Origin of the sequence: Kaistia nematophila (assembly GCF_026343855.1) — a bacterium.
GTDB lineage: Bacteria > Pseudomonadota > Alphaproteobacteria > Rhizobiales > Kaistiaceae > Kaistia > Kaistia nematophila.
Window position 1 is genome coordinate 1 of the sequence record NZ_JAPKNK010000013.1, and the last position, 21,710, is coordinate 21,710.

At 66.0% G+C, this 21,710-nt stretch carries 21 protein-coding genes; 7 read left to right on the top strand and 14 right to left on the bottom strand.

Annotation, left to right across the window (positions count from 1 at the left end; translation table 11 throughout):
* Positions 1-13: 13 nt before the first annotated feature.
* The 3 genes from OSH07_RS21980 to OSH07_RS21990 form a co-directional block, all read right to left on the bottom strand.
* The gene (locus tag OSH07_RS21980; protein ID WP_266340848.1) at positions 14-1,102 is read right to left on the bottom strand and encodes an Ldh family oxidoreductase; all 1,089 of its coding nucleotides are present in this window, start codon (positions 1,100-1,102) and stop codon (positions 14-16) included.
* Between the two features lie 308 nt (positions 1,103-1,410).
* Positions 1,411-2,211 carry a BtpA family protein gene (locus OSH07_RS21985; RefSeq protein ID WP_266340849.1) on the bottom strand — a complete coding sequence of 267 codons (801 nt, stop codon included), beginning with the start codon at positions 2,209-2,211 and terminating at the stop codon, positions 1,411-1,413.
* Positions 2,212-2,251: 40 nt separating this feature from the next.
* Positions 2,252-3,016 carry a DeoR/GlpR family DNA-binding transcription regulator gene (locus tag OSH07_RS21990; protein WP_266340977.1) on the bottom strand — a complete coding sequence of 255 codons (765 nt, stop codon included), beginning with the start codon at positions 3,014-3,016 and terminating at the stop codon, positions 2,252-2,254.
* A gap of 469 nt (positions 3,017-3,485) precedes the next feature.
* Between OSH07_RS21990 and OSH07_RS21995 the strand changes: the two genes are divergently transcribed.
* From OSH07_RS21995 to OSH07_RS22010, 4 genes are all read left to right on the top strand, one after another.
* On the top strand, positions 3,486-4,616 hold the full coding sequence (locus tag OSH07_RS21995) for an ABC transporter ATP-binding protein (RefSeq protein WP_266340850.1): 1,131 nt from the start codon (positions 3,486-3,488) through the stop codon (positions 4,614-4,616).
* Between the two features lie 12 nt (positions 4,617-4,628).
* Positions 4,629-5,426, top strand: a complete 798-nt coding sequence (locus tag OSH07_RS22000) for a carbohydrate ABC transporter permease (RefSeq protein WP_266340851.1) — start codon at positions 4,629-4,631, stop codon at positions 5,424-5,426.
* A 40-nt stretch (positions 5,427-5,466) separates the two neighbouring features.
* On the top strand, positions 5,467-6,741 hold the full coding sequence (locus OSH07_RS22005) for an extracellular solute-binding protein (protein ID WP_266340852.1): 1,275 nt from the start codon (positions 5,467-5,469) through the stop codon (positions 6,739-6,741).
* A gap of 129 nt (positions 6,742-6,870) precedes the next feature.
* Complete coding sequence (locus OSH07_RS22010) at positions 6,871-7,761, top strand: carbohydrate ABC transporter permease (RefSeq protein ID WP_266340853.1); 891 nt, start codon at positions 6,871-6,873, stop codon at positions 7,759-7,761.
* Positions 7,762-7,800: 39 nt separating this feature from the next.
* Here OSH07_RS22010 and OSH07_RS22015 read toward each other — a convergent pair whose 3' ends face one another.
* The 5 genes from OSH07_RS22015 to OSH07_RS22035 form a co-directional block, all read right to left on the bottom strand.
* Positions 7,801-8,745, bottom strand: coding sequence for a threonine ammonia-lyase (locus OSH07_RS22015; RefSeq protein ID WP_266340854.1), 945 nt, complete (start codon positions 8,743-8,745; stop codon positions 7,801-7,803).
* Positions 8,746-8,780: 35 nt separating this feature from the next.
* Positions 8,781-9,626 carry a carbohydrate ABC transporter permease gene (locus tag OSH07_RS22020; RefSeq protein WP_266340855.1) on the bottom strand — a complete coding sequence of 282 codons (846 nt, stop codon included), beginning with the start codon at positions 9,624-9,626 and terminating at the stop codon, positions 8,781-8,783.
* Position 9,627: 1 nt separating this feature from the next.
* Positions 9,628-10,500 (bottom strand): carbohydrate ABC transporter permease, encoded by an 873-nt coding sequence (locus OSH07_RS22025; protein ID WP_266340856.1) that lies wholly within the window; start codon positions 10,498-10,500, stop codon positions 9,628-9,630.
* A gap of 65 nt (positions 10,501-10,565) precedes the next feature.
* A complete protein-coding gene (locus tag OSH07_RS22030) occupies positions 10,566-11,900 on the bottom strand; it encodes an extracellular solute-binding protein (protein ID WP_266340857.1) in 1,335 nt (444 codons plus the stop codon).
* 282 nt (positions 11,901-12,182) lie between these two features.
* Positions 12,183-13,187: a succinylglutamate desuccinylase/aspartoacylase family protein gene (locus OSH07_RS22035; RefSeq protein WP_266340858.1), complete on the bottom strand. Its 1,005-nt coding sequence runs from the start codon at positions 13,185-13,187 to the stop codon at positions 12,183-12,185.
* A 136-nt stretch (positions 13,188-13,323) separates the two neighbouring features.
* Here OSH07_RS22035 and OSH07_RS22040 point away from each other — a divergent pair, with 136 nt between their 5' ends.
* Complete coding sequence (locus tag OSH07_RS22040; protein WP_266340859.1) at positions 13,324-14,064, top strand: MBL fold metallo-hydrolase; 741 nt, start codon at positions 13,324-13,326, stop codon at positions 14,062-14,064.
* A 26-nt stretch (positions 14,065-14,090) separates the two neighbouring features.
* Here OSH07_RS22040 and OSH07_RS22045 read toward each other — a convergent pair whose 3' ends face one another.
* The gene (locus tag OSH07_RS22045) at positions 14,091-14,879 is read right to left on the bottom strand and encodes an SDR family NAD(P)-dependent oxidoreductase (protein WP_266340860.1); all 789 of its coding nucleotides are present in this window, start codon (positions 14,877-14,879) and stop codon (positions 14,091-14,093) included.
* A gap of 231 nt (positions 14,880-15,110) precedes the next feature.
* On the opposite strand from OSH07_RS22045, the gene OSH07_RS22050 reads away from it, so the two are divergent.
* Positions 15,111-15,611 (top strand): RidA family protein, encoded by a 501-nt coding sequence (locus OSH07_RS22050; RefSeq protein WP_266340861.1) that lies wholly within the window; start codon positions 15,111-15,113, stop codon positions 15,609-15,611.
* Between the two features lie 11 nt (positions 15,612-15,622).
* Here OSH07_RS22050 and OSH07_RS22055 read toward each other — a convergent pair whose 3' ends face one another.
* Positions 15,623-16,441 (bottom strand): IclR family transcriptional regulator, encoded by an 819-nt coding sequence (locus OSH07_RS22055; protein ID WP_266340862.1) that lies wholly within the window; start codon positions 16,439-16,441, stop codon positions 15,623-15,625.
* 390 nt (positions 16,442-16,831) lie between these two features.
* Here OSH07_RS22055 and OSH07_RS22060 point away from each other — a divergent pair, with 390 nt between their 5' ends.
* Positions 16,832-17,665: an MBL fold metallo-hydrolase gene (locus OSH07_RS22060; RefSeq protein ID WP_266340863.1), complete on the top strand. Its 834-nt coding sequence runs from the start codon at positions 16,832-16,834 to the stop codon at positions 17,663-17,665.
* A 51-nt stretch (positions 17,666-17,716) separates the two neighbouring features.
* Here the strand turns inward: OSH07_RS22060 and OSH07_RS22065 are convergent, their stop codons facing one another.
* Genes OSH07_RS22065 through OSH07_RS22080 form a run of 4 tightly spaced genes read right to left on the bottom strand, consistent with a single transcriptional unit; the run spans position 17,717 to position 21,642 of the window.
* Entirely contained in the window at positions 17,717-18,727 is a 1,011-nt protein-coding gene (locus OSH07_RS22065; RefSeq protein ID WP_266340864.1) for an ABC transporter ATP-binding protein, read from the bottom strand.
* Positions 18,724-19,758 carry an ABC transporter ATP-binding protein gene (locus tag OSH07_RS22070; RefSeq protein ID WP_266340865.1) on the bottom strand — a complete coding sequence of 345 codons (1,035 nt, stop codon included), beginning with the start codon at positions 19,756-19,758 and terminating at the stop codon, positions 18,724-18,726. Before OSH07_RS22070 ends, OSH07_RS22065 begins: the two co-directional genes overlap by 4 nt.
* Positions 19,755-20,780 carry an ABC transporter permease gene (locus tag OSH07_RS22075; protein WP_266340866.1) on the bottom strand — a complete coding sequence of 342 codons (1,026 nt, stop codon included), beginning with the start codon at positions 20,778-20,780 and terminating at the stop codon, positions 19,755-19,757. The genes OSH07_RS22070 and OSH07_RS22075 overlap by 4 nt, the downstream gene beginning before the upstream one ends.
* 1 nt (position 20,781) lies before the next feature.
* Complete coding sequence (locus OSH07_RS22080) at positions 20,782-21,642, bottom strand: ABC transporter permease (protein WP_266340867.1); 861 nt, start codon at positions 21,640-21,642, stop codon at positions 20,782-20,784.
* Between the last annotated feature and the right edge of the window lie 68 nt (positions 21,643-21,710).

Here is a 21,710-nt window from a genome sequence, read left to right on the forward strand (position 1 = left end):
GGCAACCGGAAGCTCAGCCGGCGTCGGCGGTCGCGGCCGGCACCTTCACGCCATACTGGGCGGCGAAGCCCTCGAGCGCGCCCCAGGTGACGTTGTCGACCGGAATGCCTTCGACAGCGCGCTTCTTGGCTTCGCCCTTCTCGATGTCGGACGGCGCATAGACCTTCTGGCCGGGCTTGGCCGGCTGGGCGCGCAGGTCGGCGAGGAAGTCGCTGATGCGCGCGTCGAAGGCGGAGAGCGCCTGGAACACGGCCGGCGACAGCACGATGAAGAAATGGCCGATCTGGATCGGCTTGGAGAAGTCCGGGCCGTTGAACGAGGCCATCGTCTTGCCATGGCCCATGCCGGTGAAGGCCGAGCAGAGCAGGTCGACCATGCCGGCGAGGCCCGAGCCCTTGTAGCCGTAATCGGCGCCGCCGACCGGGGCGACCCAGACCGCCGCGTTGGCGTCGGTGGTGAACTCGCCCTTGTCGTCGACCGCAACCTCTTCCGGCAGCGGCTGGCCGGTGGCGCGGCGCAGGCCGACGCGGTTGAACGGGATCGAACTGGTGGCCATGTCCAGCACCATCGGATCCTCGCCCTCGACCGGAACGGCGAAGGAAAGCGGGTTGGTGCCGAAGAAGGCCGAGGCGCCGCCATGCGGGATCACCATCGCGTCGGCATGCGTCATGCCGATGGCGACGAAGCCCTTGGTCGCGGCATAGCGCGTGTAGACGCCGGTGGCGCCGTGATGGGTCGAACGGCCGACGGTCGCGACCGCCACGCCGGTCTTCTCGGCAAGCTTGGCTGCCTCGTCGATCGCGCGGTAGCTGGCATAGTGGCCGAGGCCGTCATCGGCGTCGACGTGGACGGCGGAAGCCGCCTTTTCGGTGACGGTGAGCGAGGGCGTCTTGTTGATGCGGCCGCCGGCGAGGCCCTGCATGTAGAACGGGATCAGGCGGACGCCATGCGTGTCGTAGGCGCGGGCCGAGGCGTCGACCACGGCGCGGGCGCAGGCTTCGGCGCTCTCGCGGTTCACGCCGGCTGCGGTGAACAGCTCAGCGACGAACGGTTCGACGTCACGGGCTGCGGCGCGAACGCCCGCGATCTTTTCCAGGGCCATTTTCTCTTCCTCGAGCAAGCGCAGAACCGGTAGCCGCCGGGTCGGCGTCAGGGTTCGCCAGATGACAATCCTCGGGATGCGCGCATGCCTTCGCGGGCCCGCGCAACCGCGCACCCTCGTCTAAGGCGAATCCGCTTTGCATTCAAACGATGATTGGCAGGGAAGGTATGGCCGACGCTGGGGAAGGTGCGAGAATTATGCGCGGTGGTCTGATTGTATGACAATTCGCCCACATATGGCGCGGCGCATCCGGGTGGGGCAGGGTCCTTCCGGCCGGAGGCGTCCGGCCGGAAGGGGCATTCAAGGGATCAGCGCAGCGAGTTGACCTTGTCCATGAAGCGCTTGACGCGGTCGCCGTCGACGGCGTTCCAGGTGTAGCCGTCGACCTTGAAGTGCGTGCCGATGACGACGCCCGAGGCGAAGTTGAAGATGTCGGTGACGTTGTCGATGTTGACGCCGGTATTGGCGAAGATCGGCACGTTCTTGACCGTCTCGGCGACCTTGCGCAGGTTCGACGCGTCGGCCGGCTCTCCGGTGATCGGGCCGGAGACCAGGATGGCGTCGGCGAGCGACGAGAAGACGGCGCTCTTGGCGCGCAGCTCGATCGGGCGCTGGTCGAGCGAGTGGGCGAACTCGGCGTTGATGTTGAAGAGCAGCTTCATGTCATCGCGGCCGAGATTGTGGCGCAGCCGCGAGGCCTCGGCGCAGTTCGGCTCCCAGATGCCCATGTCGGAGGCGAACACGCCCGTGAAGATCTCGCGCACGAAGGACGCGCCGGTGACGGCGCCGATCGAGACCGAGGCGATCGGATCCCAGAGGTAGTTGACGCCGAACGGCACCTTCAGCTCCGGCTTGATCGCCTGGACGATGGCCGACATGGCGGCGATCGATTCAGGCGAGCCCTTGAAGACGTAGGGGCGGTCGTTCTCGTTGCCGAACATGATGGCGTCGACGCCGCCGGCCTGCAGCTTTTCCACGTCGGCGAGGGCGTCGTCGATGAGCTTGTTCAGGCCACCCTTGGCGTCATAAAGCGGCGCACCCGGCAGGGCGCCGATATGCGACATCGAGATGACGACCTTCTTCTTGTCGCCGAAAAAGTCAAAAACCATGGTCTGCTCCATTGCGAGAGAAACGGGGGAAGGGTGAACCTCAGGGGGCGACGTGGACGTCGACCCTGGCGGCCTTGAGCGCCGCGGCGATTTCGGGGGGCGGCGGCGCGTCTGTGATCAGAACATCGATCTCGGTAAGCGGGGCGACATGCACCAGCGACATGCGCTGGAACTTGGACGAGTCGCACAATGCAACCTTCAGGCCGGACCGGTTGAGATAGACCTGCTTCAGGTCGACATCCTCGAACGAGTAGTCGAACAGCCCGCTTTCCGTCAGGCCGGACAGGCCGATGAAGCAGATGTCGAACCAGAGCTTCTCGAACTGGGCGACCGCCTCGGCGCCGCCGACGGAGAGTTCGTCGCGCCGGACCCGGCCGCCGGCGAGATAGACCTCGGCCTGGCTCGAGCCGAGCAGGGCGGCGACGCGCACGCTGTTGGTGAAGACCTTGGCATGAGCCCGCTCGCGCAGATGGTCGGCGATCAGATAGGTCGTGGTGCCGACATCGAGCGCGATGGTACGATGCGCCATGGAAAGGGCGGCGGCCGCGGCGGCGATGCGTTCCTTGGCTTCATGCTGGCGGCGGAGCCTGGCATCGAAGCTCGGCTCCTCGCTGTCCATCGATACGGTGGTGGTGCCGACGGCGCTGACAGCGCCGCCATGGGTGCGGATGAGCCGGCCGGCGCGCTCGAGTTCGACCAGGTCGCGCCGCACGGTCATGTCGGAGACCTGCAGCTGCGCCGCAATATCGGCGACCAGCACGGCTCCGGTCGAGCGGAGCGCGTCGAGGATGGCGGCATGGCGCATTTCCGGCAGGATGCGGGCGCGCGCCGCGGCGCTTGGATCGGGTTTCCGGCTGGTGATCGGCGACTGGGTCACTCAACTTCCCTGCATGTTTCCGCTGCCTTGCGGCGGCGGACGAGGCCGCGGTGGAGTCGCTTCATGCATAGCAGGTATATAAACAAATTCAAACACGATTCATGTTTTCTTGTTCGAACGTGTTGATGTTGACTGGCGTCGGAAATTTGAACAGAATTGTCACAAACCGTCGCTCCATAATTTTCTTATATTGTACAATGGGTTGGATTGTGGCTAGCGATGCCGTTCCGTTAGTTCGGGTAAAAAATAAACACGATCGCCCAAAAATCATTCTTGAGGCGTTTGAATTTGTGCGCATACAATCGGCTCGCTTGCGCTGGAAGGTGTCGGCCATGGGCCGGCAAATTGCGGAGGGCAGAACGGGAGCCGAGAGGTTCTCACCCTACGAGGGACGAAGATGGCATCCATCGAGCTCGATCAAGTATCCAAGATCTACGCCAACGGCGCCTACGGTGTGCGCGACGTTGATCTGAAGATCGAGGACGGCGAATTCGTGATTTTCCTGGGCCCGTCCGGTTGCGGAAAGTCCACCACGCTCCGCATGATCGCCGGCCTTGAAAGCATATCGTCGGGCGATCTCCGCATCGGCGGTCGCAGCGTCAACAACGTCGCCCCGCGCGACCGCAATGTCGCCGTCGTGTTCCAGAGCTATGCGCTCTATCCGCATATGTCGGTCTGGCACAACATGGCCTTCGGCCTGAAGATGCGCGGCGTCGGCCTCGCCGAGATCGACAGCAAGGTGGCCAATGCCGCCGAACTGCTCGGCCTCAAGCATCTCTTGCAGCGCAAGCCCGGCGCGCTTTCCGGCGGCCAGCGCCAGCGCGTGGCGCTCGGCCGCGCCATCGTGCGCGAACCGGAAGCCTTCCTGCTTGACGAGCCGCTCTCCAATCTGGACGCGCAGCTGCGCGCCGAGATGCGGCTCGAACTGGTCAAGCTGCATCGCCGCCTCGGTCGCACCATCGTGCATGTCACGCATGATCAGGTCGAGGCGATGACGATGGGCGACCGCATCTGCATCATGAAGGAAGGACGGATGATCCAGTCCGGCCGTCCGCTCGACGTCTACGCCAATCCGGCCGACACCTTCGTGGCGCGCTTCCTGGCGACGCCGCCGATGAATCTGATCCCGGCCGAGCTCGATCACGAGGGCGAGAAGCTGGTCGTGCGGATCGATTCCGAGACCAAGATCACCGTCCCCGACAAGCACTATCTGCCCTATGTCCAGAAGGCGGGCGGCCCGATCACGGCCGGTATTCGCGCCGAGGACATCTACGAAGCCCAGCTGCGGCCGGAATGGCAGCGCATCACCGTCAAGGTGGTGGCCGTCGAGGCTCTGGGGGCGGAAAACATCCTGATCGGCCAGCTGGGTCGCGACAAGCCGATTGAAATCCAGGCGCGACTGGGCCGGCATGTGTTCGCGCCGGTGGACTCGATGATCGACCTCTATGTCGACGCCGAGCCGATGCATCTCTTCGATTCCGAAACCGGCAAGGCGGTCGCGCGGCCGCCTCTGCCGGTCGGTCGCTAAGGCGAGGGTTCCATGCGCAAGTTCGGCCTGCATTTCGGTTTGATTCTGGCATGCGTGGTCGTGCTACTGCCGCCACTCTGGGCGCTGCGCACCAGCTTCGTGCCGGAATCGATGTCCTACAGCACGGAGATCCTCCCGGCCTTCACGCTGGACAACTACGCCGGCCTCTTCGCCAAGAACCGGTTCGGCACCTTCTATGTGAACAGCCTGATCGTGGCGCTTGGCTCGGTCATCGTGGCGCTGCCCTTCGCCGCCTGCACCGGCTACGCCTTCGCCCGGTTCCGCACCGGCGGGCGCTTCGCCCGCTTCGTCGTCCTGGCGACGCAGATGCTGCCGCCCGTGGCGCTGGTCCTTCCCGCCTTCGCGCTTCTGCGCGGCGCCGGCCTCACCAATTCGCTGCCCGGCCTGATCCTCGTCTATTCCGCGCTCAACCTGCCGTTCCTGACCTGGATCCTGATGGGCTTCTTCGAGGGCGTGCCGGTCGACATGGAATGGGCGGCGATGACGGATGGCGCCACCGCCTGGGGCGCCTTCTGGCGGATCGTCATCCCGATCTCGCTGCCGGGCCTTGCCGCCGCCGGCGTGCTCGGCTTCATTCTGTCGTGGAACGAGTTCCTGTTCGCCCTCGTCTTGAGCGGGCCGCAGACCGCCACGATCCCGGTTTCGCTGGCTGCCTTGCAGACATCGAATGGCGTGCAGATCGCCAAGGTTTCGGCGGGTGTGGTGCTGGCCATCCTGCCGCTCGTGATCGCGTCGCGTTTCATCCAGCGCTTCATCATTCAGGGATTGACGTTCGGCGGTGTCAAATAAGCCGCAAGGCACCCACCACCGGCACAATGAGGAGATAGTTATGACGCTGAAACGGATTCTACTCGCGGCCGCCGGTGCTGGCGCGCTGATGGCGACGGCTCCCGCCTACGCCGACGACATCGTCCTGCGCGCCCTCATGGAGGATGTGCCGGAGACGCAGATCATCGAGACGCTGCTGCCCGATTTCGAGAAGGAGACCGGCATCAAGGTCGAGTTCGAGAAGATCGGCTACCCCGACATGCACGACAAGCTCGTGTCGCAGCTGGTCTCGCCGCAGAGCTACTACAACCTCCTCGAGGTCGACTTCCTCTGGGCCGGCGAGTTCCCGGCCGCCGGCTGGCTCGCCGACCTGAAGCCCTTCATCGAGAAGTCGAACTACGATCTGAAGCCGTTCATCCCCTCGACGCTCGACCTGCTCGGCCGCACCGAGGACAGCCTCCAGATCCTGCCGATGTACAATTACTCGATGGGTCTGATCTACCGCACCGACCTGCTCGCCGATCCGAAGCTGCAGGAAGCCTTCAAGAAGGCGACCGGCAAGGAACTGGCGCCGCCGAAGACGCTCGCCGACTATGTCGAGATCTCGAAGTTCATGAAGGCGAATGCCGGCGTGGCGGGCGCGGCCATGCAGGGCCAGCGCGGCGACCCGAACAGCATGGAATTCTCCAACTACCTGTTCGCTTCGGGCGGCGCCTATCTCGGCGACGGCAAGAAGGTCGTGCTCGACAGCCCAGAGGGTAAGGTCGCGCTCGATCTCTATGTCGACAACATCAAGAACGGCGCCCAGCAGGGCGCACTGTCCGCCAATCTCGACGACACGCTGCGGCTAATGTGCAGCGGCAAGGCGTTCAGCATGGTCACCTACTGGTGGATGCTGCCGCAGATCGACAATGCCGAGAAGTGCCCTGATGTCGCCGGCAAGGTCGCTCTCGCCACCATGCCGGGCGGCCATGGCGAAAGCGGCGGCTGGGGCTGGGGCATTCCGAAGAATGTCAGCCCGGAAGAGCAGGAAGCGGCCTGGAAGTTCATCCAGTGGGTGCAGAGCAAGGACATCTCGGTCGCGCGCGCCCTGCAGGGCCACGCGCCGGTTCGCTCCGACGTCTACAGCGACCCGAAGGTGCTTGAGAAGTACCCCTACTACAAGGCGGCCGAAGAGATCGTCGCGACCGGCAAGTCGTTCCCGATCTTCGCTTATTCCGCCCAGTATGAAGACGTGCTCGGCACGCATGTCTCGCAGGCCGGCGGCGGCGAGTCGACCACGGAAGACGCGCTGAAGGGCGCGGCCAAGGGTCTCGAGGAACTGCTGGCCAAGTAGTCAGCCGAGTAGCCGGGGTCGTCCGGCCACTCAACGTGAATGCGGGAGCGCGCCGGGCGCGCTCCCGTTACCGGGCAACCGGCAAGGCTGCGCCTCGGCGCTCGACAGGCAAACATCGGACGGACCCTCATGACAGGCTGGATGAACTGGGCGCATCGCGAAGCGCGGACGGGGTGGGCTTTCGCCTCGCCAGGCCTGATCCTGCTTGCCGTCGTGATGGGCTTTCCGCTGGTCTATGCCTGCATTCTGTCCGTCTCGTCTTACACGCTGCTTAAGCCTGCGATCCTGCCGATCGTCGGCGTCGACAACTTCGCCAAGATGATGGCGAGCGAGCGGTTCTGGAACGCCACCTGGCTGACGGTGAAGTACTCGGTCATCACGGTGACGGGCGAATTCGTCATCGGCCTGGGCATCGCGCTGATGCTGAACCGCGTCGTCCGCACCAAGCCGATCTACTTCGCCATCCTGACCATCCCGATGGCGATGTCGCCCGTCAGCGTCGCCCTGATTTGGCGCATGCTGCTGCAGCCCAATCTCGGCATCGTCAATCACGTGATGGAAAGCATCGGCCTGCCGCGGCTCGACTGGCTCGGCTCGCCCGACCTGGCGCTCTGGACCATGGCCGGCATCGATATCTGGCAGCAGATGTCCTTTGTCGTGCTGATCCTGGCGGCGGGCCTTGCCTCGCTGCCGCGCGAGCCCTACGAGGCGGCCGAAGTTGACGGCGCGCTGGGCTGGCAGCAGTTCTGGTTCATCACCCTGCCGATGCTGCGCCCTGTCGCGGCGATCACGGTGATCATCCAGCTGATCAATGAATTCCGTACCTACGACTTGCCCTATGTGCTGACCAAGGGCGGCCCGGGTACCTCGACGGAAGTGCTGAGCTTCTTCGCCTACCGCCAGGCGTTTCTGGGTCTCTCGATCAACGAGGGCGCCGCCGCTGCGTTCGTGCTGCTGGTGATCGTGCTGGCGATGACAGTCATCTTCTTCGCCCTGCTGGAGCGCCGCGCCAAGGCGTAGGGATCTTCCTCTCCCGCGAGCGGGAGAGGAACTGCAGCCTCAGCCCTTCAGGCCGAGACCGTCATTGCCGCTGCCGCACAGCACGACGACCGTCTTTTCGCCGGGGGCGACCTTCACATGCCCGTTGAGCATGGCGGCCGCCGCAGTCGCGGCCCCCAGCTCCACGGCCAGGCCGGTGTTCTTCCACATCCATTCCGCGGCGAGGATCGGTTCTTCCTCCGGCACCAGCACGAGTTCGTCGACGCAGCGCTCGATGATCTCGAAATTGATCGGCGCCGTGGCGCGCGCCGCCAGGATCGGCACGTTGGTGACGACGTTCTCGATCATCACCGGCTTTCCGGCCTTGCGGGATTCGTAGAGCGTCGGGCATCCGGCGGCTTCGACGCCGACGATGCGCACGCCGGGTTTGCGCTGCTTGATCGCCTCGGCGATGCCGGCGATCAGCCCGCCGCCGCCGATCGAGATCACCACCGTATCGACATCCGGCATGTCCTCGAGAATCTCGAGGCCGATCGTGCCCTGGCCGGCAATCGTCGCCTCGTCGGCGAACGGGTGGAGCAGGGCGCCGCCGCGCTCCTCGGCCAGCTTGCGCCCGTGCTCCCAGGAGAGATCCCAGAACGCGCCGACGACATGCAGCTCCGCGCCATAGGAAGCGATGCGCTGCCGTGCCAGTTCGGTCGAGGTGGTCATGACGCAGATATTGGCGGGAATGCCGAGCTCCTGGCCGGCATAGGCGATCGCCGCGCCGAAATTGCCGCCCGAGGCGGTGACCACGCCGCGATGGCGCACCGCTTCCGGCAGAGACAGCACCGAATTGAAGGCGCCGCGCGCCTTGAACGAGCCGGACACCTGCAGGCATTCCGGCTTGAACCACAGCTCGGCCGCGTCGCCCTGGCGGCGGGACGGGGCTGCCGGCACCAGCGGGGTGCGGCGGACATGGCCGAGGATGCGGGCGGCGGCGTCGGTATAGGCGGAGGGCTGCATGGGATTACCGTTTTCGAGAAGCGGAGGCCAGGGCGTCAGCCCTTGACCGCGCCGGCAAGCATCGACTTGCCGATATAGGGATAGGCGAACAGGCCGAGGATTAGCGGCGGCAGGATGCCGATCGTCATGGCGGCCGCCGTCGGACCCCATTCGATGCCGCGCGAGGTGACGAAGAAGGTGGCGCCGACCGTCACCGGCACCGCGTTCTTGGTGGTCAGGATCAGGCCGAACAGGAACTCGTTCCAGCTGTAGATGAAGGAGAGCAGGAAGACGGCGAGCATGACCGGCCGGCTCAGCGGCAGCACGACATGCCAGAGCGTCTTCCACATCGAGGCGCCGTCGATCTTGGCCGCGTCGTCGAGTTCGCGCGGCACGTCCTGCACGAAGCCGACGAACATCACCAGGGCGATCGGGATGTTGATGATGCAGCTGATCAGCGCGAGGCCGATGCGCGTGTCGAGCAGGCCGACCTGCTTGTACATGAAGTAGAACGGAATCGCGAAGATGATGAGCGGCAGCGCGCGCAGATTGGTGATGACGGGCAGCAGCCAATTGCGACCTACGCCCTGGCGCACCATGGCGTAGGCGGCCGGCAGCGTCAGCATGATGGCGAAGAGCGTGCCGATGGTCGCGATGAAGACGCTGTTCATGATGTAGTGGACGTAGTCGACATTCGGCGAGGCAAGTACGGTCCGGTAGTGCTCGAGCGACGGCGAGAAGATCCACTTCGGCGGATAGGCGTTGATGTCGGCATTGGTCTTGAACGAGGTCAGGACGGTCGACAGGATCGGGAAATTGACCAGCAAGGCGACGGCGACGAACACCACCCAGCGCAGGGCGTGGATGACGCTGTCGAACCGGCTGCGACGCGAGACGATCATGTCAGCTCCTCCGGACCACGAGACGCATCGCCACCACGATCAGGGTCAGCGACATCAGGAGCAGCAGGATCGAGACGGCGACCGCCTCGCCCAGCGTGTTCTGCACGAAGAACAGCTTGTAGATGTAGATGCTGATCGAGGTGGTGAGGTTGCCGGGGCCGCCGCCGGTAAGCACGTAGATGTGGTCGAACACGCGAAAGCTGTCGATGAAGCGGACGAAGAGCACGATCACCAGCGCCGGCTTCATCATCGGCAGCAGGATGTGGAACGTCGAACGGAAGCCCGTGGCGCCGTCGACGGCGGCAGCCTCTTCCAGTTCGTAGGAAACCGTCTGGCGCGCCGTCAGCAGGATCAGGAAGGCGAAGGGCGTCCACTGCAGCACTTCGATGGCGATCACGGTCTTGTAGATGTTGCCGCGGCCGAGGAAGTTCACGGCATAGCCCATCATTTCGAGATAGACGGGCACGGCGCCGGTGAATTCGTTGAGGATCAGGCGGTACATGACGCCCATCAGCGCCGGCGACACCATCATCGGAAGCATCAGGATGGCGGTCATCCAGGGCCGCTTGACCAGCAGCGGATGCAGGATGAACACAAGGATCAGCGCGGCGGCGACTTCCAGCGCCGTGCAGATGACCGCGAATTGCAGTGAAAAGCGCAGCGCCTGCCACATCTTCGGATTGGTGACGGCGGAGACGTAGTTCTCCACGCCGACGAAGCTGCCGAGCATGTTCTGGAACGAGACGTCGCTGAACGAATACCAGAGATTGATCAGCGTCGGGAAGCCGAGCAGCGCGCCCAGAAACAGACAGAGGGGGACGAGCAGGGCACGCGCCGAGGCTTGCTCCTTGGTCTCGAAACTGGCGTAGGACATGCGGGCTCCTGGGCGCGGAGACTGTCGCGGAACGCCCGCGACAGTCTGTGTTCACCGGGCGGGAATTACGGGGCGAAGGCCTTCTTCATGTCGGCGACGACATTGGCGATCGCTTCGTCCTGCTCGATCTCGCCGGTCCAGTAGCCGGTGAAGTTCTCGGCCATGTTGGTGTAGATCGCCAGCGCCTTGGCGCTGGTGGCGCCGTCCATGACGAAGCCGTACTTGGCCGCATGCTCGCCCATCAGCAGCATTTCCGGCCGGTCGCCGGCGATCTCGGCCATCAGCCCCTCGGCGAGCGGCGGCGAGCCGCCTTCCTTGGCATAGAGCTTCATCGGCTCGGCCGTCGCAAGCCAGGCAAGGAACGCCTTGGCCTCGTCCTGCTTGGCCGAGTTCTTGTTGATGCCGAGGCCGAGGCTGTGGAAGTGGGTCTTGGGCCCTTCCGAACCGGCGGGCTCGTGGCTGAGGCCGAGCTTGCCGGCCACTGCCGGATACTTGGTGGCGTCCTTGAATTCCGGGACGGCGGCATTCCACTGCAGCATGAAGGCCACCTGGCCGGCGCCGAAGACGCTGTTGGCCTCGCCATATTCATAGGTCGAGCTGTCGCCCGGCGTCGCCTCGTTGTCGGTGATGATCTTGTAGATCTCGAGGCCGCGCTTGTAGGCGGGCGAGTCGACTGTGATGTTGCCGTCCTTGTCGCGCCAGTTGCCGCCGTTCGAGGCGACAGTGCCCTGCCACAGCATGATGTTGTAGAGCAGGTTCTTCATCTGAAGAACGGTGCCGTAGCGCGTCGGGCTGTCGGGATTGATCGACTTGGTGAAAAACAGGGCCGAGGCGATGAAATCGTCCCAGTCCCACTGGTCGGCCGGCTTCGGCGAAAGCTTCTTGCCGAGGATCTTCTCCGAGATCTCCTCATACTTCGCCTTCCAGGCCGGATCGGTGTTGAGCTGGTCGATCAGGTCGTTGCGGTAATAGAGGAAATGCAGGCTCAGGTCCGTCGGGATGCCGTAGGTCTTGCCTTCATATTTCTGCGTCTCGATCGAGTTCTTCGAGACGACCTTGTAGACGTCATCGGTGACGAGATCGTCGATCGGCGTCATGAACGGCGCATAGAGGCCGACGTCATAGGTCGCCGTCAGCATGACGTCGAATTCCTTCGAGCCGGCGGCGACGTCGGCCAGCATCTTCTCCTTGAAGCCCTGCTGGCTGAAATAGATGACCGAGGCCTTCGAATTGTTCTTGGCGCCCTCGGTCGAATTGTAGAGGTCGAGCACCTTGCGGAAGGCGGACTCGGCCGGTTCGCCCGGCCATGCCAGGATGGTGATGTCGGCGAGCGCCGTGGTTGCGGAGAGAGCGGTCGCGAGCATCGCGGCGCCGGCCGTCAGGAATCTGGATCTCAACATGTCGTTCCCCGTTGCTGGTCTCTGGACTTGCATGCGCCGTGCCGACCCCGGATCCGGCGTGCCGGTCTTCTGCGAGCCGGTCTGCCGGTGGGGCCGTTCTGGCCCGGCGGTGGAATTGATTATTCTATAGTTATAGAATTGAATTCATTACAACAGAAGCCTACCATTGTGACCTGCCGGGTCAAGGCCCGGGATGCACGAACTGTCACCGCAGAGGCCTCCGCGATGCCCCGCCGCCTTCCGCCCGCCTCGACCCGGCCGTCCTTCATGTGCTGCGCCGGCTCATTCGAAGCGGGCGAGGTTCATCAGGCAGTCGCCCGATTGGCTGTGCGTGTGCAGGCGCCGGGTCAGCACGATGCCGCCTTCCTGGAAGCGCAGCACCTGCGGCTCCTCCAGCGGCCGTTCCAGGTCGTGCAGCCAGCCGCAGATGTCGCCGGCCGCGACCGTGTCGCCGATGTCGACCGCGGGCTCGAACCAGCCTTCGCGCTCGGCATAGACGAACAGCGACTGTCCGCCGGTCGAGAGCACCACGGTCTCGGGACCGCGATCGTCGTCGAGATAGAGGATCGGCCGGCTGGTGATGCCGAGTGCCTGCAGCAGGTTGTCGACGGCGCGCTGGGTGACGGCCATGCTCGCCTTGGTGGCGGTGGCGCCGCCGCCGAATTCGCCCGACAGCGCGATGCAGCCGGCCCGCAGCGCCGCCGCCATCGAGGTCGGCGAATCCGGGCCGTTGTCGGCGATCATGCCGTAGGGCAGTCGCATCGACCGCATCAGCTCCAGCCCGCGCGCGTAGCGCTCGCCATCGCCGAGCCGCTCGATCAGGCTGCAGATCAGGTGATCCATGCTGGTGCCGCCCGAATGCAGGTCGAGCACGACGTCATGGCGCGGGAAGATCTCGTGCTCGATGAAATGCGCCATGCGCTGCGTCGGGCCGCCGAACGGATTGCCGGGAAAGGCGCGGTTCATGTTGCCGCCGTCGAAGGGCGAGCAGCGCTTGGCCGCCATCACGGCCGGCGTATTCGCGGCGGTGAGGATGGTGAGCGAACCGCGGATGTCGGAAGCCTCGATCAGCCGCGTCGCCTTCAGCAGCGTCAACTCGCCTTCGTACTCGTCGCCATGGTTGCCCGCCATCAGCACCAGACTCGGTCCATCGCCGTTCCGGATCCGGCAGACCGGCATCTTGATCTGGTAGTAGGGCGAGCGGTCGATCGAATAGGGGAAGCTGAAGAAGCCGACCTGCTTGCCGTCCTGGTCCCAGGATATGTCGGAAAAGGCACCCGTATGCATTCTCTAGATCCTTCGTGATTCAAGCCTTGGCGACGTTGCGGGCACGCGCCCGTTCCGTCGCGATTTCCAGAAATTCGTAAGCCCGCGGTGGCCGCTGCCATCGCTCCTTCAACCCTGAGCGAGAGCCGAGACGGACGTGCGCATCGAAGAGGGACTGCACCTGGTGATGAGTGGCGGCGGCGGGTTCGACCTGACCGACGCTTTCGACTGCAATGTGTTTCTGGTCGGGGCGGAGGACGGCTGGTTGATGTTCGACGCCGGCGCCGGCCGCGATCCGGATCTCGTCTTCGATGTCCTCGCCGGTGACGGCATCGATCCGGCCAGCATCCGGCATCTGCTCCTCACCCATGGCCATGCCGACCACTCCGGCGGCGCGGCGGCGCTGCGCGAGCGGCTCGGGCTGGCGGTCCACGCGGGAGCCGCGACGGCGGCGATGGTCGCCAAGGGTGACGAAGAGGGCATCAGCCTCGGCAAGGCGAAGCGAGGCGGCGTCTATCCGCCCGACTACGCCTATCGCGCCTGTCCGGTCGACGGCGTCTGGCAGGCGGACGAGGTGCGGCACTTCGGCGATGTTTCGGTCCAGCTGATCGAGACGCCCGGCCATAGCCGCGACCACGTCTCCTACCTCGTCACGACGCCGCGCCGAAAGATGCTGGTTGCGGGCGACGCGCTGTTCCATGGCGGCAAGGTCGCGATCCAGGACATCTCCGACTGCGACGTCGGCGCGATCTGCGAGACGGTCCGCAAGCTCGCGGCGATCGAGTTCGACACGCTGCTGCCGGGGCATCACGGCTTCACGCTGAAGGATGCGCGGCGGCATGCCGATCTTGCGCTCCAGTGTGTGAACCGTATGCAAATCCCGCCCTCCATCATCTGATGCCCCGCTCGGCGAGGCGTGTCGTGTCAGCTTCCCCGCATGCCGCCGAAGATCATCGCCGACATGCCGCCGTCGATGGTGATGGTCGAGCCGGTGATGAAGCTCGATCCGCCTTCGGCCAGGAAGACGGCGGCGGTGGCGACTTCATCCGGCAGGCCAGGGCGGCCGAGCGCCACCTCGTCGCGCACCTCGCCGGCGAGCTTCGGCTCGCTGTAGCCGGTATTGTTGCCGGTCACGTCGACCGGCCCGGGCGCGATCATGTTGGCGAGGATGCCGTATTTGGCGAGGTCGACCGCCATGGCGCGGGTCAGCATCGCGACGCCGCCCTTGGCGGCGACATAGGCGGCGGCTTCCGGTTCCGACAGGAACGAGTTGACCGAGCCGATGGTTATGATCCGGCCGCCCTTGCCGCCTGCGACCATGGCGCGCGCGGCGGCGCGGCAGGCGAGGAAAGTGCCGGTCAGGTTGACGTCGATGTAGCGATCCCAGTCCGCGTCGCCGAGATCGACGAAATTGCCGGTGCCGCCCTTCAGCGCGCCGCCGGCCACGAGAATGTCGAGGCCGCCGAGCTTCGCGACCGCCTCCTCGGTTGCCGCGCGGATCGCGTCGCGGTCGGCGAGGTCGCAGGCGATCTTGATGACGCCGGATGCGTCGAACCGCGCCGCGGCCAGCGGGGCGGCGAGGTCCATCGCGACGACCATCGCGCCTTCGCGATGGAAGGCATCCACCGTCGCGCGGCCGATGCCGCCTGCGGCGCCGGTCACGATGGCGGCCTTGCCGGCCAGGCGGCCGACGGGCGCAGATTGTTCGTGCATCTTCTTCGTCCCCGTCCGTCCGGTCGGCGATCGGCGTTGCCGGAGCATCCGGTCGCCGGGCTTGACCTCGTCGAAGAGGATGCTAACGTTCCGCTTTAATGAGCGCAATTACGTAGTTATGGAATTGCATCGCGATCGGACAGGTGGCTGGCGGTCGGTCTCCGGCGTCGTCAGGTGTTGGTGGCGCGGTGCGGGTCAAGCTCCGACGCGGGGCAGGAAACGGGTCATGGAATGAGCGACAATCTCTCTGCCGTCCTCCTTGCCGGGGAGGGCTCTGCGTCTGCCCGCCTGCGCAGCCTGGGCATCGAACTGCCGAGCCCGCCGCCGCCGGTCGCGAATTTCGTCACCCATGTGCGCGAGGGAAATCTGCTGTTCCTGTCCGGGCAGGGTCCGATGCAGCCGGACGGCTTCGAGCATCATGGCCGCGTCGGCGAGGACGTCACGGTCGAGCAGGCCTATCAGCACGCCCGCATCACCGGCATCAATCTGCTCGCGGTCATGCAGGATGCGCTCGGCTCGCTCGATCGGGTGCGGCGGGTGGTCAAGCTGCTCGGCATGGTCAACGCCGTGCCGGATTTCACCCAGCATCCGCAGGTGATCAACGGCTGCTCGGACCTCTTCCTCGACGTGTTCGGCGAGGCGAGGGGGCGTCATGCCCGCTCCGCCGTCGGCATGGGGTCGCTGCCGAACCGGATCACCGTCGAGATCGAGGCAGTGATCGCCGTCGACTGAAGGCCGGCGCCTCAGCGCTTGCGCCAGCCCAGCTTGCGCTCGATCGCCTCGGAGGCGTCGCAGACCGCCTTGCCGTAGAGCTCGGGGTTGGCGACGACCTTGTGTTCCGGCAGCACGATCGAGATCGTCGCCACGCAGGCGCCCGACGCGTCGCAGATGGGCGACGCGACGCAGGAGACGAGAAAATCCGTCTCGCTGATCTGGATCGAGAGGCGCTTCTTGAACGCTTCTTCCGCAAGTTCGGAAAGCGCGGCGGCGTCGGTCATGGCCCGCTCCGTCGGGGAGGCCTTGGCGCTGCGCTTGAAGACGGCGATCCGCTCGGCATCCGGCAGGTGGCCGATCAGCAGCCGGCCCGACGCGGTCCAGTTCAGGGGAACCCGCGTGCCGACCTCCGACATGACGCGGAAATGGCCGGGTCCGTCCGCCATCGCCAGCACCACCATGTGGTCGCCGTCGCGGCCGCAGATCTGCACGGTTTCGCCGATTTCGCGGCCGAGTTCATGCATGACATGGCTGGCTTCGCCGAGAAAATCGAGCGTCCGCGCATAGGCCAGTCCGTAGTGGTAGAGCCGGGGCCCGAGCCAGACGAGGCCGTCCGGACGCCGTGACAGCAGATCGCGTTCGACCAGTTCGTCGATGATGACATAGGCGGTCGAGAGCGGTGCGCCGACGGCTTTGGCGATGGCGTAGCTGCCGGCTGGTTCGCCGGAGGTGTAGAGATGGTCGAGGACCTGCAGCGCGCGATCCATCCCGCTGACGCGCGAGCGGCGCGGAGCGCTGGTCTCCTCCGGACTGGCGTCGGTGGCCTTCGTTCGCGGTCCGGACTTCATTGCGGGATCCTTCGCTACACTGAGCGCTATTGCATATATGTGGAATAGGAGGCCGTCTGTCCGGCGTCAATGCCTCGACGCCGGAGCGGCCGCCGGCATCGCTTCCCGATGCAGGAAACGGCATCGGGGCGGAAATATTTGTCACGAATTCGCGCGTATTTGAAACCGAAGATGTTAGTTATTCCGCCAATCCGCGCCAATCATGGTCTGCGTTGAAGTACATTATTGGCATGGAAAACAAATATGTCGGAAGAATTTGACGAAGAGGAAAATAATACTGAAAAGGGTCCGGCGCGCGGATTGCGACGGCGAAGCTTTATTACTTCAGCTGCATTGGCGACGGTGGCGGTTGGCGGCGTGCTGCGGCCATCCGGGGCAGCGGCCCAGTCCGTGGCCTGGAAGCAGGCCGGCAACAACAACCACGTCATCGACCTGCAGAACGCGAGCGCAGCCGGCAAGGCCGGTCCGGTGATCTTCGACTATTTCGGTCACAGCGCGTTTCGCATCACCAGCCCGTCTGGCTTGACGCTTGCCTTCGATCCGTGGCGCAACGACCCCTCGGGCGCATGGGGCATCTGGTTCCCGGGCGAATTCCCGCGCATCACCGTCGATGTCGGCCTGTCGACCCATACTCATTTCGATCATGACGCGCTCGACCGTCTCGACGCCACCGCGATCCTGGATCGGCTGGTCGGCACCTGGGCCTTTGCCGACGTGACGGTCACGGGCATCGCGGACAAGCACGCGACGGATCAGCCCGGCTGGTACAAGTGGATCAACGCGGTGAAGGAGAGCGGGCAGGACCCCTATCCGCCGAACAATCCCGGTCATCTCGACAATGTCACCTATCTGGTCGAGACCGGCGGGGTGCGGATCCTGGTCTGGGGCGACAACCGGCACAATCCACCGGAGGACGTCTGGCAGCGCTGGGGCCGGGTCGATGTGCTGACTTTGCCGGTAGACGGTTCGCAGCACATTCTCAGCGACGCGCAGGCGACGGCGATCGTCGACCGGCTGAAGCCGAAGATCGTCATCCCGATCCACTATCTCGCCAAGGGCACGTCTTCGACCCTGAGCACGTTGCAGGATGCCGATGGCTGGGTCGCGGCGCAGAAAGGCGAGAAGCGGCCGGTCGACGGGCCACGGCTGGTGCTCGACGTCGCGGCGATCGCGCCGCTGGACCGGGCGATCCACTATTTCGCCGATCACGCCGCCAAGGCATGACCTTTCTGGGCCCGCGCTCCGGCGCGGGCTCCTTCGGCGGGCCTGGTGCCTTCAGGCCGAAGCCAGGCTGAGTTCGCCCGGGAAATGGCAGGCGACCGTGTGATCCTCCGCGCCGTGTGGCCGGAGTGCGGGCCGTTCCTCGGCGCAGATCGGGCGGTTCCTGCCGACCGGGCAGCGGGCGCGAAACACGCAGCCCTGGCTGGCGCCGCTGCCGAGCGGCGAAACCTCGCCCTCCAGCACGATGCGGCTACCCACCTTGGCGCCGACGCGCGGCACGGCGGAGAGCAGGCTGACGGTATAGGGGTGCTGCGGATCGGCGAAGAGCGTCTTCGCGCTGCCGCTCTCCATCACCTGGCCGAGATAGAGCACGGCGAGGCGGTCGCAGAAGAACTCGGCGATCGTCAGGTCGTGCACGATGAAGACGTAGGAGAGGCCGAGCTTGTCCTGCAGGTCCTTGAGAAGGTTCAGGATCTGCGCCTGCACCGAGACGTCGAGCGCCGAGATCGGCTCGTCGAGCACGACCAGCTCCGGCTCCAGCACGAGCGCGCGGGCGATGCCGATGCGCTGGCGCTGGCCGCCGGAAAACTGATGCGGCCGGCGATCGGCGAATTCCGGCCGGATGCCGACCAGTTCCAGCATGGCGTCGACCTTGGCGCCGCGTTCTTTGCCGTCGCCGATGCCGTGCACGATCAGCGGTTCCTCGACGAGGTCGCGCACGCTCATGCGCGGGTCGAGCGTGCCGGTGCTGTCCTGGAACACCATCTGCATGCGCCGGCGCAACTGCCGCATCGGCTCCGGCGCGAGGGCGGCGACATCGATGCCGTCGAAGGTGACGCGGCCGCCGGTCGGCTCGACGAGGCGCAGGATGGCGCGCGCCGCCGTCGACTTGCCGCAGCCGGATTCGCCGACGAGGCCGAAGGTCTCGCCACGCCCGACCGAAAACGAGATGCCGTCGACGGCGCGCAGTTTCTCGTGGCTCGGCTTGAACGGGTTGGCGCTCCGGGCGGCGAAGCTCTTTTCCAGCCTGTCGACGACGAGGAGGGGTGTGTCGCGTCCGGTCATGATGCGACGACCTCGTTCGTACGCGCGGCCCGTTCGGCGGCGAAATGGCATTCGACCAGCGACGGCCCGGCCGAGGTTTCGATCGCGACCGGCGCGGGCTGGCGGTTGCGGCAGATCTCGCGGCCGTTACCGAAGAAGCAGCGGGGCTCGAAGGCGCAGCCGGTCGGCATGGCCGAGAGATCCGGCGGCATGCCGGGAATGGCGCGGAGCCGGGTGCCGATCCGGGCCGGATCCGGAATGCTCTCGAGCAGCGCCTGCGTATAGGGATGGGTCGGCTTGGCGAGGATCGCCTCGGTCGGGCCGCGCTCGACGATGCGACCGGCGTACATGACCTGCACCACGTCGCAGAATTCGGCGACGACGCCGAGATTGTGGGTGATCAAAAGCACCGCCACGCCATGGTCGGCGACGACGCGCTCCAGCAGCGACAGCACCTGCGCCTGCGTCGTCACGTCGAGCGCCGTCGTCGGCTCGTCGGCGATGATCAGGTCGGGCGAATTGGCGAGCGCGATGGCGATCATGACGCGCTGGCGCATGCCGCCGGAATAGTGGTGCGGATAGTCGTCGAGCCGACGCTCGGCTGCCGGCACCTCGACCTCGCGCAGCAGCTCGACCGCGCGGGCGCGCGCCGCCTTGCGGGAGAGGCCGGGCTGGTGGCGGCGCAGCGTGTCGATCATCTGCGCGCCGATCGTCTGGATCGGGTCGAGCGCGCCCATCGGATCCTGGAAGATCAGCGACACGACCTTGCCGCGGATCGACTTCATGGCACTTTCGCGGAGGCCGACGAGGTTCCGGCCGTCGAGCTCGATCTCGCCGGCGGCGATGCGGCCGGGCTTGTCGATCAGGCCGAGGATCGAGAGCGCCAGGGTGGACTTGCCGCAGCCGGATTCGCCGACGATCGCCACCTTCTCGCCGCGCCGGACCGTGAGCGAGACGTCGCGGACGGCCGCAACCGCGCCGGTGCGGGTGGCGAATTCGGTGGTGAGGCCGCGCACGTCCAGCAGCGGCGCGGCGTTGGTCGTCGTGCTCATCGGCCGCCTCCCTGGCTCTGGGCGATGCGCGGGTCGAGCATCGCCGCCAGAATGTCCACGATCAGGCTGGTGATCACATAGATGAAGGCCGAAAGCAGGATGAAGGCCTGCACGACGGAAAAATCCTGCTTCAGCACGCCGTCGGTGACGAGCGCGCCGGCGCCCGGCCAGACGAAGACCCGTTCGACCAGCACGCTGCCGGCGAGCAACTGGCCGAACAGCAGGCCGGCGGCGGTCAGCGTCGGCAGGAAGGCATTGGGCAGCGCGTGGCGGACATAGGCGGCCCAGCGTGTCAGACCGCGGCCGCGCGCGACGGTGATGAAGGGTTCGCGCGTCACCCCTTCGAGATTGGCGCGGAGCAGGCGGTAGAGGAAGCCGAACGGCATCAGGCCGAGCGTGATCGCCGGCAGGATCAGGTGGCGGATCGCGTCCCGGAACGCGGCCCAGTCGCCGGCGAGGAGCGAATCGACCGTGAGCAGCCCGGTGACGGTAGGTGGCGGGATGATGCGCAGCCCGAGCCGTCCCTCCGGACCCGGCAGCCAGCCGAAGCCCTCGAAGAAGATCAGCAGCATCATCAGGCCGAACCAGAAGGGCGGCACGCCCTGGGCGAAGAAGGAGGCCGCCCGGGCGCCGGAGTCGGATATCGGGCCGCGTCGGTAGACGGCGACGAGCGCGCAGGCGACCGCCGCGACGAAGGCGAACAGGAAGGCGAAGAGGCCGAGTTCGACGGTGGCCGGGAAGCGGGCGAGGAGCAGGCCGGCGACCGACTGGCCGGTCGAATAGGAAAAGCCCCAGTCGCCCATGAGGAAGCGCTGCATGTAGATCAGGTACTGGCTGAGGATCGAGCCGTTCAGGCCGAGTTCGGCGCGCAGCGCCTGCACCGCTTCCTCGCCGGCGAACTGGCCGAGGAAGAGCCGCGCCGGATCGCCGGGCGTCAGGCGCAGCAGCACGAAGGCGATCAGCGACGCGCCGACGAGCGAGATCAGCGAGGTGACGACGCGGCCCGAGATCAATCGCAGCATGTCAGCGCACCTGGTTGCGCGCGGAGCGCGGGTTCAAGGCTTCCTCGAGCCGGTCGGCGAGGAGGTTTGCAGCGATCACCGCCAGCAGCACGCCAAGGCCGGGGAAGAGCGCCAGCCACCATTGCCCGGTCAGCGCATATTGCATGCCGTCGGTGATCATCGCTCCCCATTCCGGCTCGGGGATCTGCGCGCCGAGACCGATGAAGCCGAGGCCCGCCAGCGTCAGGATGGCGTAGCCAAAGACCGAGGCGCATTGCACCAGCATGGTCGGCGCGGTGTGCGGCAGCAGGTGGCGGCCGATGATGCGGCCGCGCTTCGCGCCCATGGCCACGCTCGCCTCGACGAAGGGCATGGTGCGGATCTTCAGGATGTCGCCGCGCATCAGGCGGGCGAAGAAGGGCACGGAGGAGAGTGCGATGCCGATCGCCGCCGTCCCCAGGCCGACGCCGAGGCCGACCGTCACCGCCATGGCGAGGATCAGGGGCGGGAAGGCGGCGAGCGCGTCGATGATGCGCATCAGGACGGTATCGACGGCGCGGCCGCCGATACCCGCCGCGACGCCGATCGCGCCGCCGACGATGAGGCCGGCCAACACCACGACGGCGCCGACAGCGAGCGAGATGCGGGCGCCGGACAGGAAGCGGGCGAGGACGTCGCGGCCATTGCTGTCCGTGCCCATGGGATGGGCGAGGGAGGGGGCGGCGAGCGGGGCGCCGAAATCCATGTCGAGCGGGCCGAGCGGCCAGAGCCAGGGGCCTAGCAGGGCGCCGAGCACCAGGAGGGCGGCAATCAGGATGGCGAGCGCGAACGCCTTGTCGTCGCCGATCCGCCGCAGCGCGGTGCCAACCCAGGCTCGTTTCAAGAATGTGCTCCGCATGCAAAGGACGGCGCGCGGCCCGTGGACCGCGCGCCCGTATTCGAAGGCGCCGG

Bases quoted from the DNA above. Each gene is read 5' to 3' on its own strand.
- OSH07_RS21980 (WP_266340848.1), bottom strand. From the start codon at position 1,102: ATGGCCCTGGAAAAGATCGCGGGCGTTCGCGCCGCAGCCCGTGACGTC.
- OSH07_RS21985 (WP_266340849.1), bottom strand. From the start codon at position 2,211: ATGGTTTTTGACTTTTTCGGCGACAAGAAGAAGGTCGTCATCTCGATG.
- OSH07_RS21990 (WP_266340977.1), bottom strand. From the start codon at position 3,016: ATGCGCCATGCCGCCATCCTCGACGCGCTCCGCTCGACCGGAGCCGTG.
- OSH07_RS21995 (WP_266340850.1), top strand. From the start codon at position 3,486: ATGGCATCCATCGAGCTCGATCAAGTATCCAAGATCTACGCCAACGGC.
- OSH07_RS22000 (WP_266340851.1), top strand. From the start codon at position 4,629: ATGCGCAAGTTCGGCCTGCATTTCGGTTTGATTCTGGCATGCGTGGTC.
- OSH07_RS22005 (WP_266340852.1), top strand. From the start codon at position 5,467: ATGACGCTGAAACGGATTCTACTCGCGGCCGCCGGTGCTGGCGCGCTG.
- OSH07_RS22010 (WP_266340853.1), top strand. From the start codon at position 6,871: ATGACAGGCTGGATGAACTGGGCGCATCGCGAAGCGCGGACGGGGTGG.
- OSH07_RS22015 (WP_266340854.1), bottom strand. From the start codon at position 8,745: ATGCAGCCCTCCGCCTATACCGACGCCGCCGCCCGCATCCTCGGCCAT.
- OSH07_RS22020 (WP_266340855.1), bottom strand. From the start codon at position 9,626: ATGATCGTCTCGCGTCGCAGCCGGTTCGACAGCGTCATCCACGCCCTG.
- OSH07_RS22025 (WP_266340856.1), bottom strand. From the start codon at position 10,500: ATGTCCTACGCCAGTTTCGAGACCAAGGAGCAAGCCTCGGCGCGTGCC.
- OSH07_RS22030 (WP_266340857.1), bottom strand. From the start codon at position 11,900: ATGTTGAGATCCAGATTCCTGACGGCCGGCGCCGCGATGCTCGCGACC.
- OSH07_RS22035 (WP_266340858.1), bottom strand. From the start codon at position 13,187: ATGCATACGGGTGCCTTTTCCGACATATCCTGGGACCAGGACGGCAAG.
- OSH07_RS22045 (WP_266340860.1), bottom strand. From the start codon at position 14,879: ATGCACGAACAATCTGCGCCCGTCGGCCGCCTGGCCGGCAAGGCCGCC.
- OSH07_RS22050 (WP_266340861.1), top strand. From the start codon at position 15,111: ATGAGCGACAATCTCTCTGCCGTCCTCCTTGCCGGGGAGGGCTCTGCG.
- OSH07_RS22055 (WP_266340862.1), bottom strand. From the start codon at position 16,441: ATGAAGTCCGGACCGCGAACGAAGGCCACCGACGCCAGTCCGGAGGAG.
- OSH07_RS22065 (WP_266340864.1), bottom strand. From the start codon at position 18,727: ATGACCGGACGCGACACACCCCTCCTCGTCGTCGACAGGCTGGAAAAG.
- OSH07_RS22070 (WP_266340865.1), bottom strand. From the start codon at position 19,758: ATGAGCACGACGACCAACGCCGCGCCGCTGCTGGACGTGCGCGGCCTC.
- OSH07_RS22075 (WP_266340866.1), bottom strand. From the start codon at position 20,780: ATGCTGCGATTGATCTCGGGCCGCGTCGTCACCTCGCTGATCTCGCTC.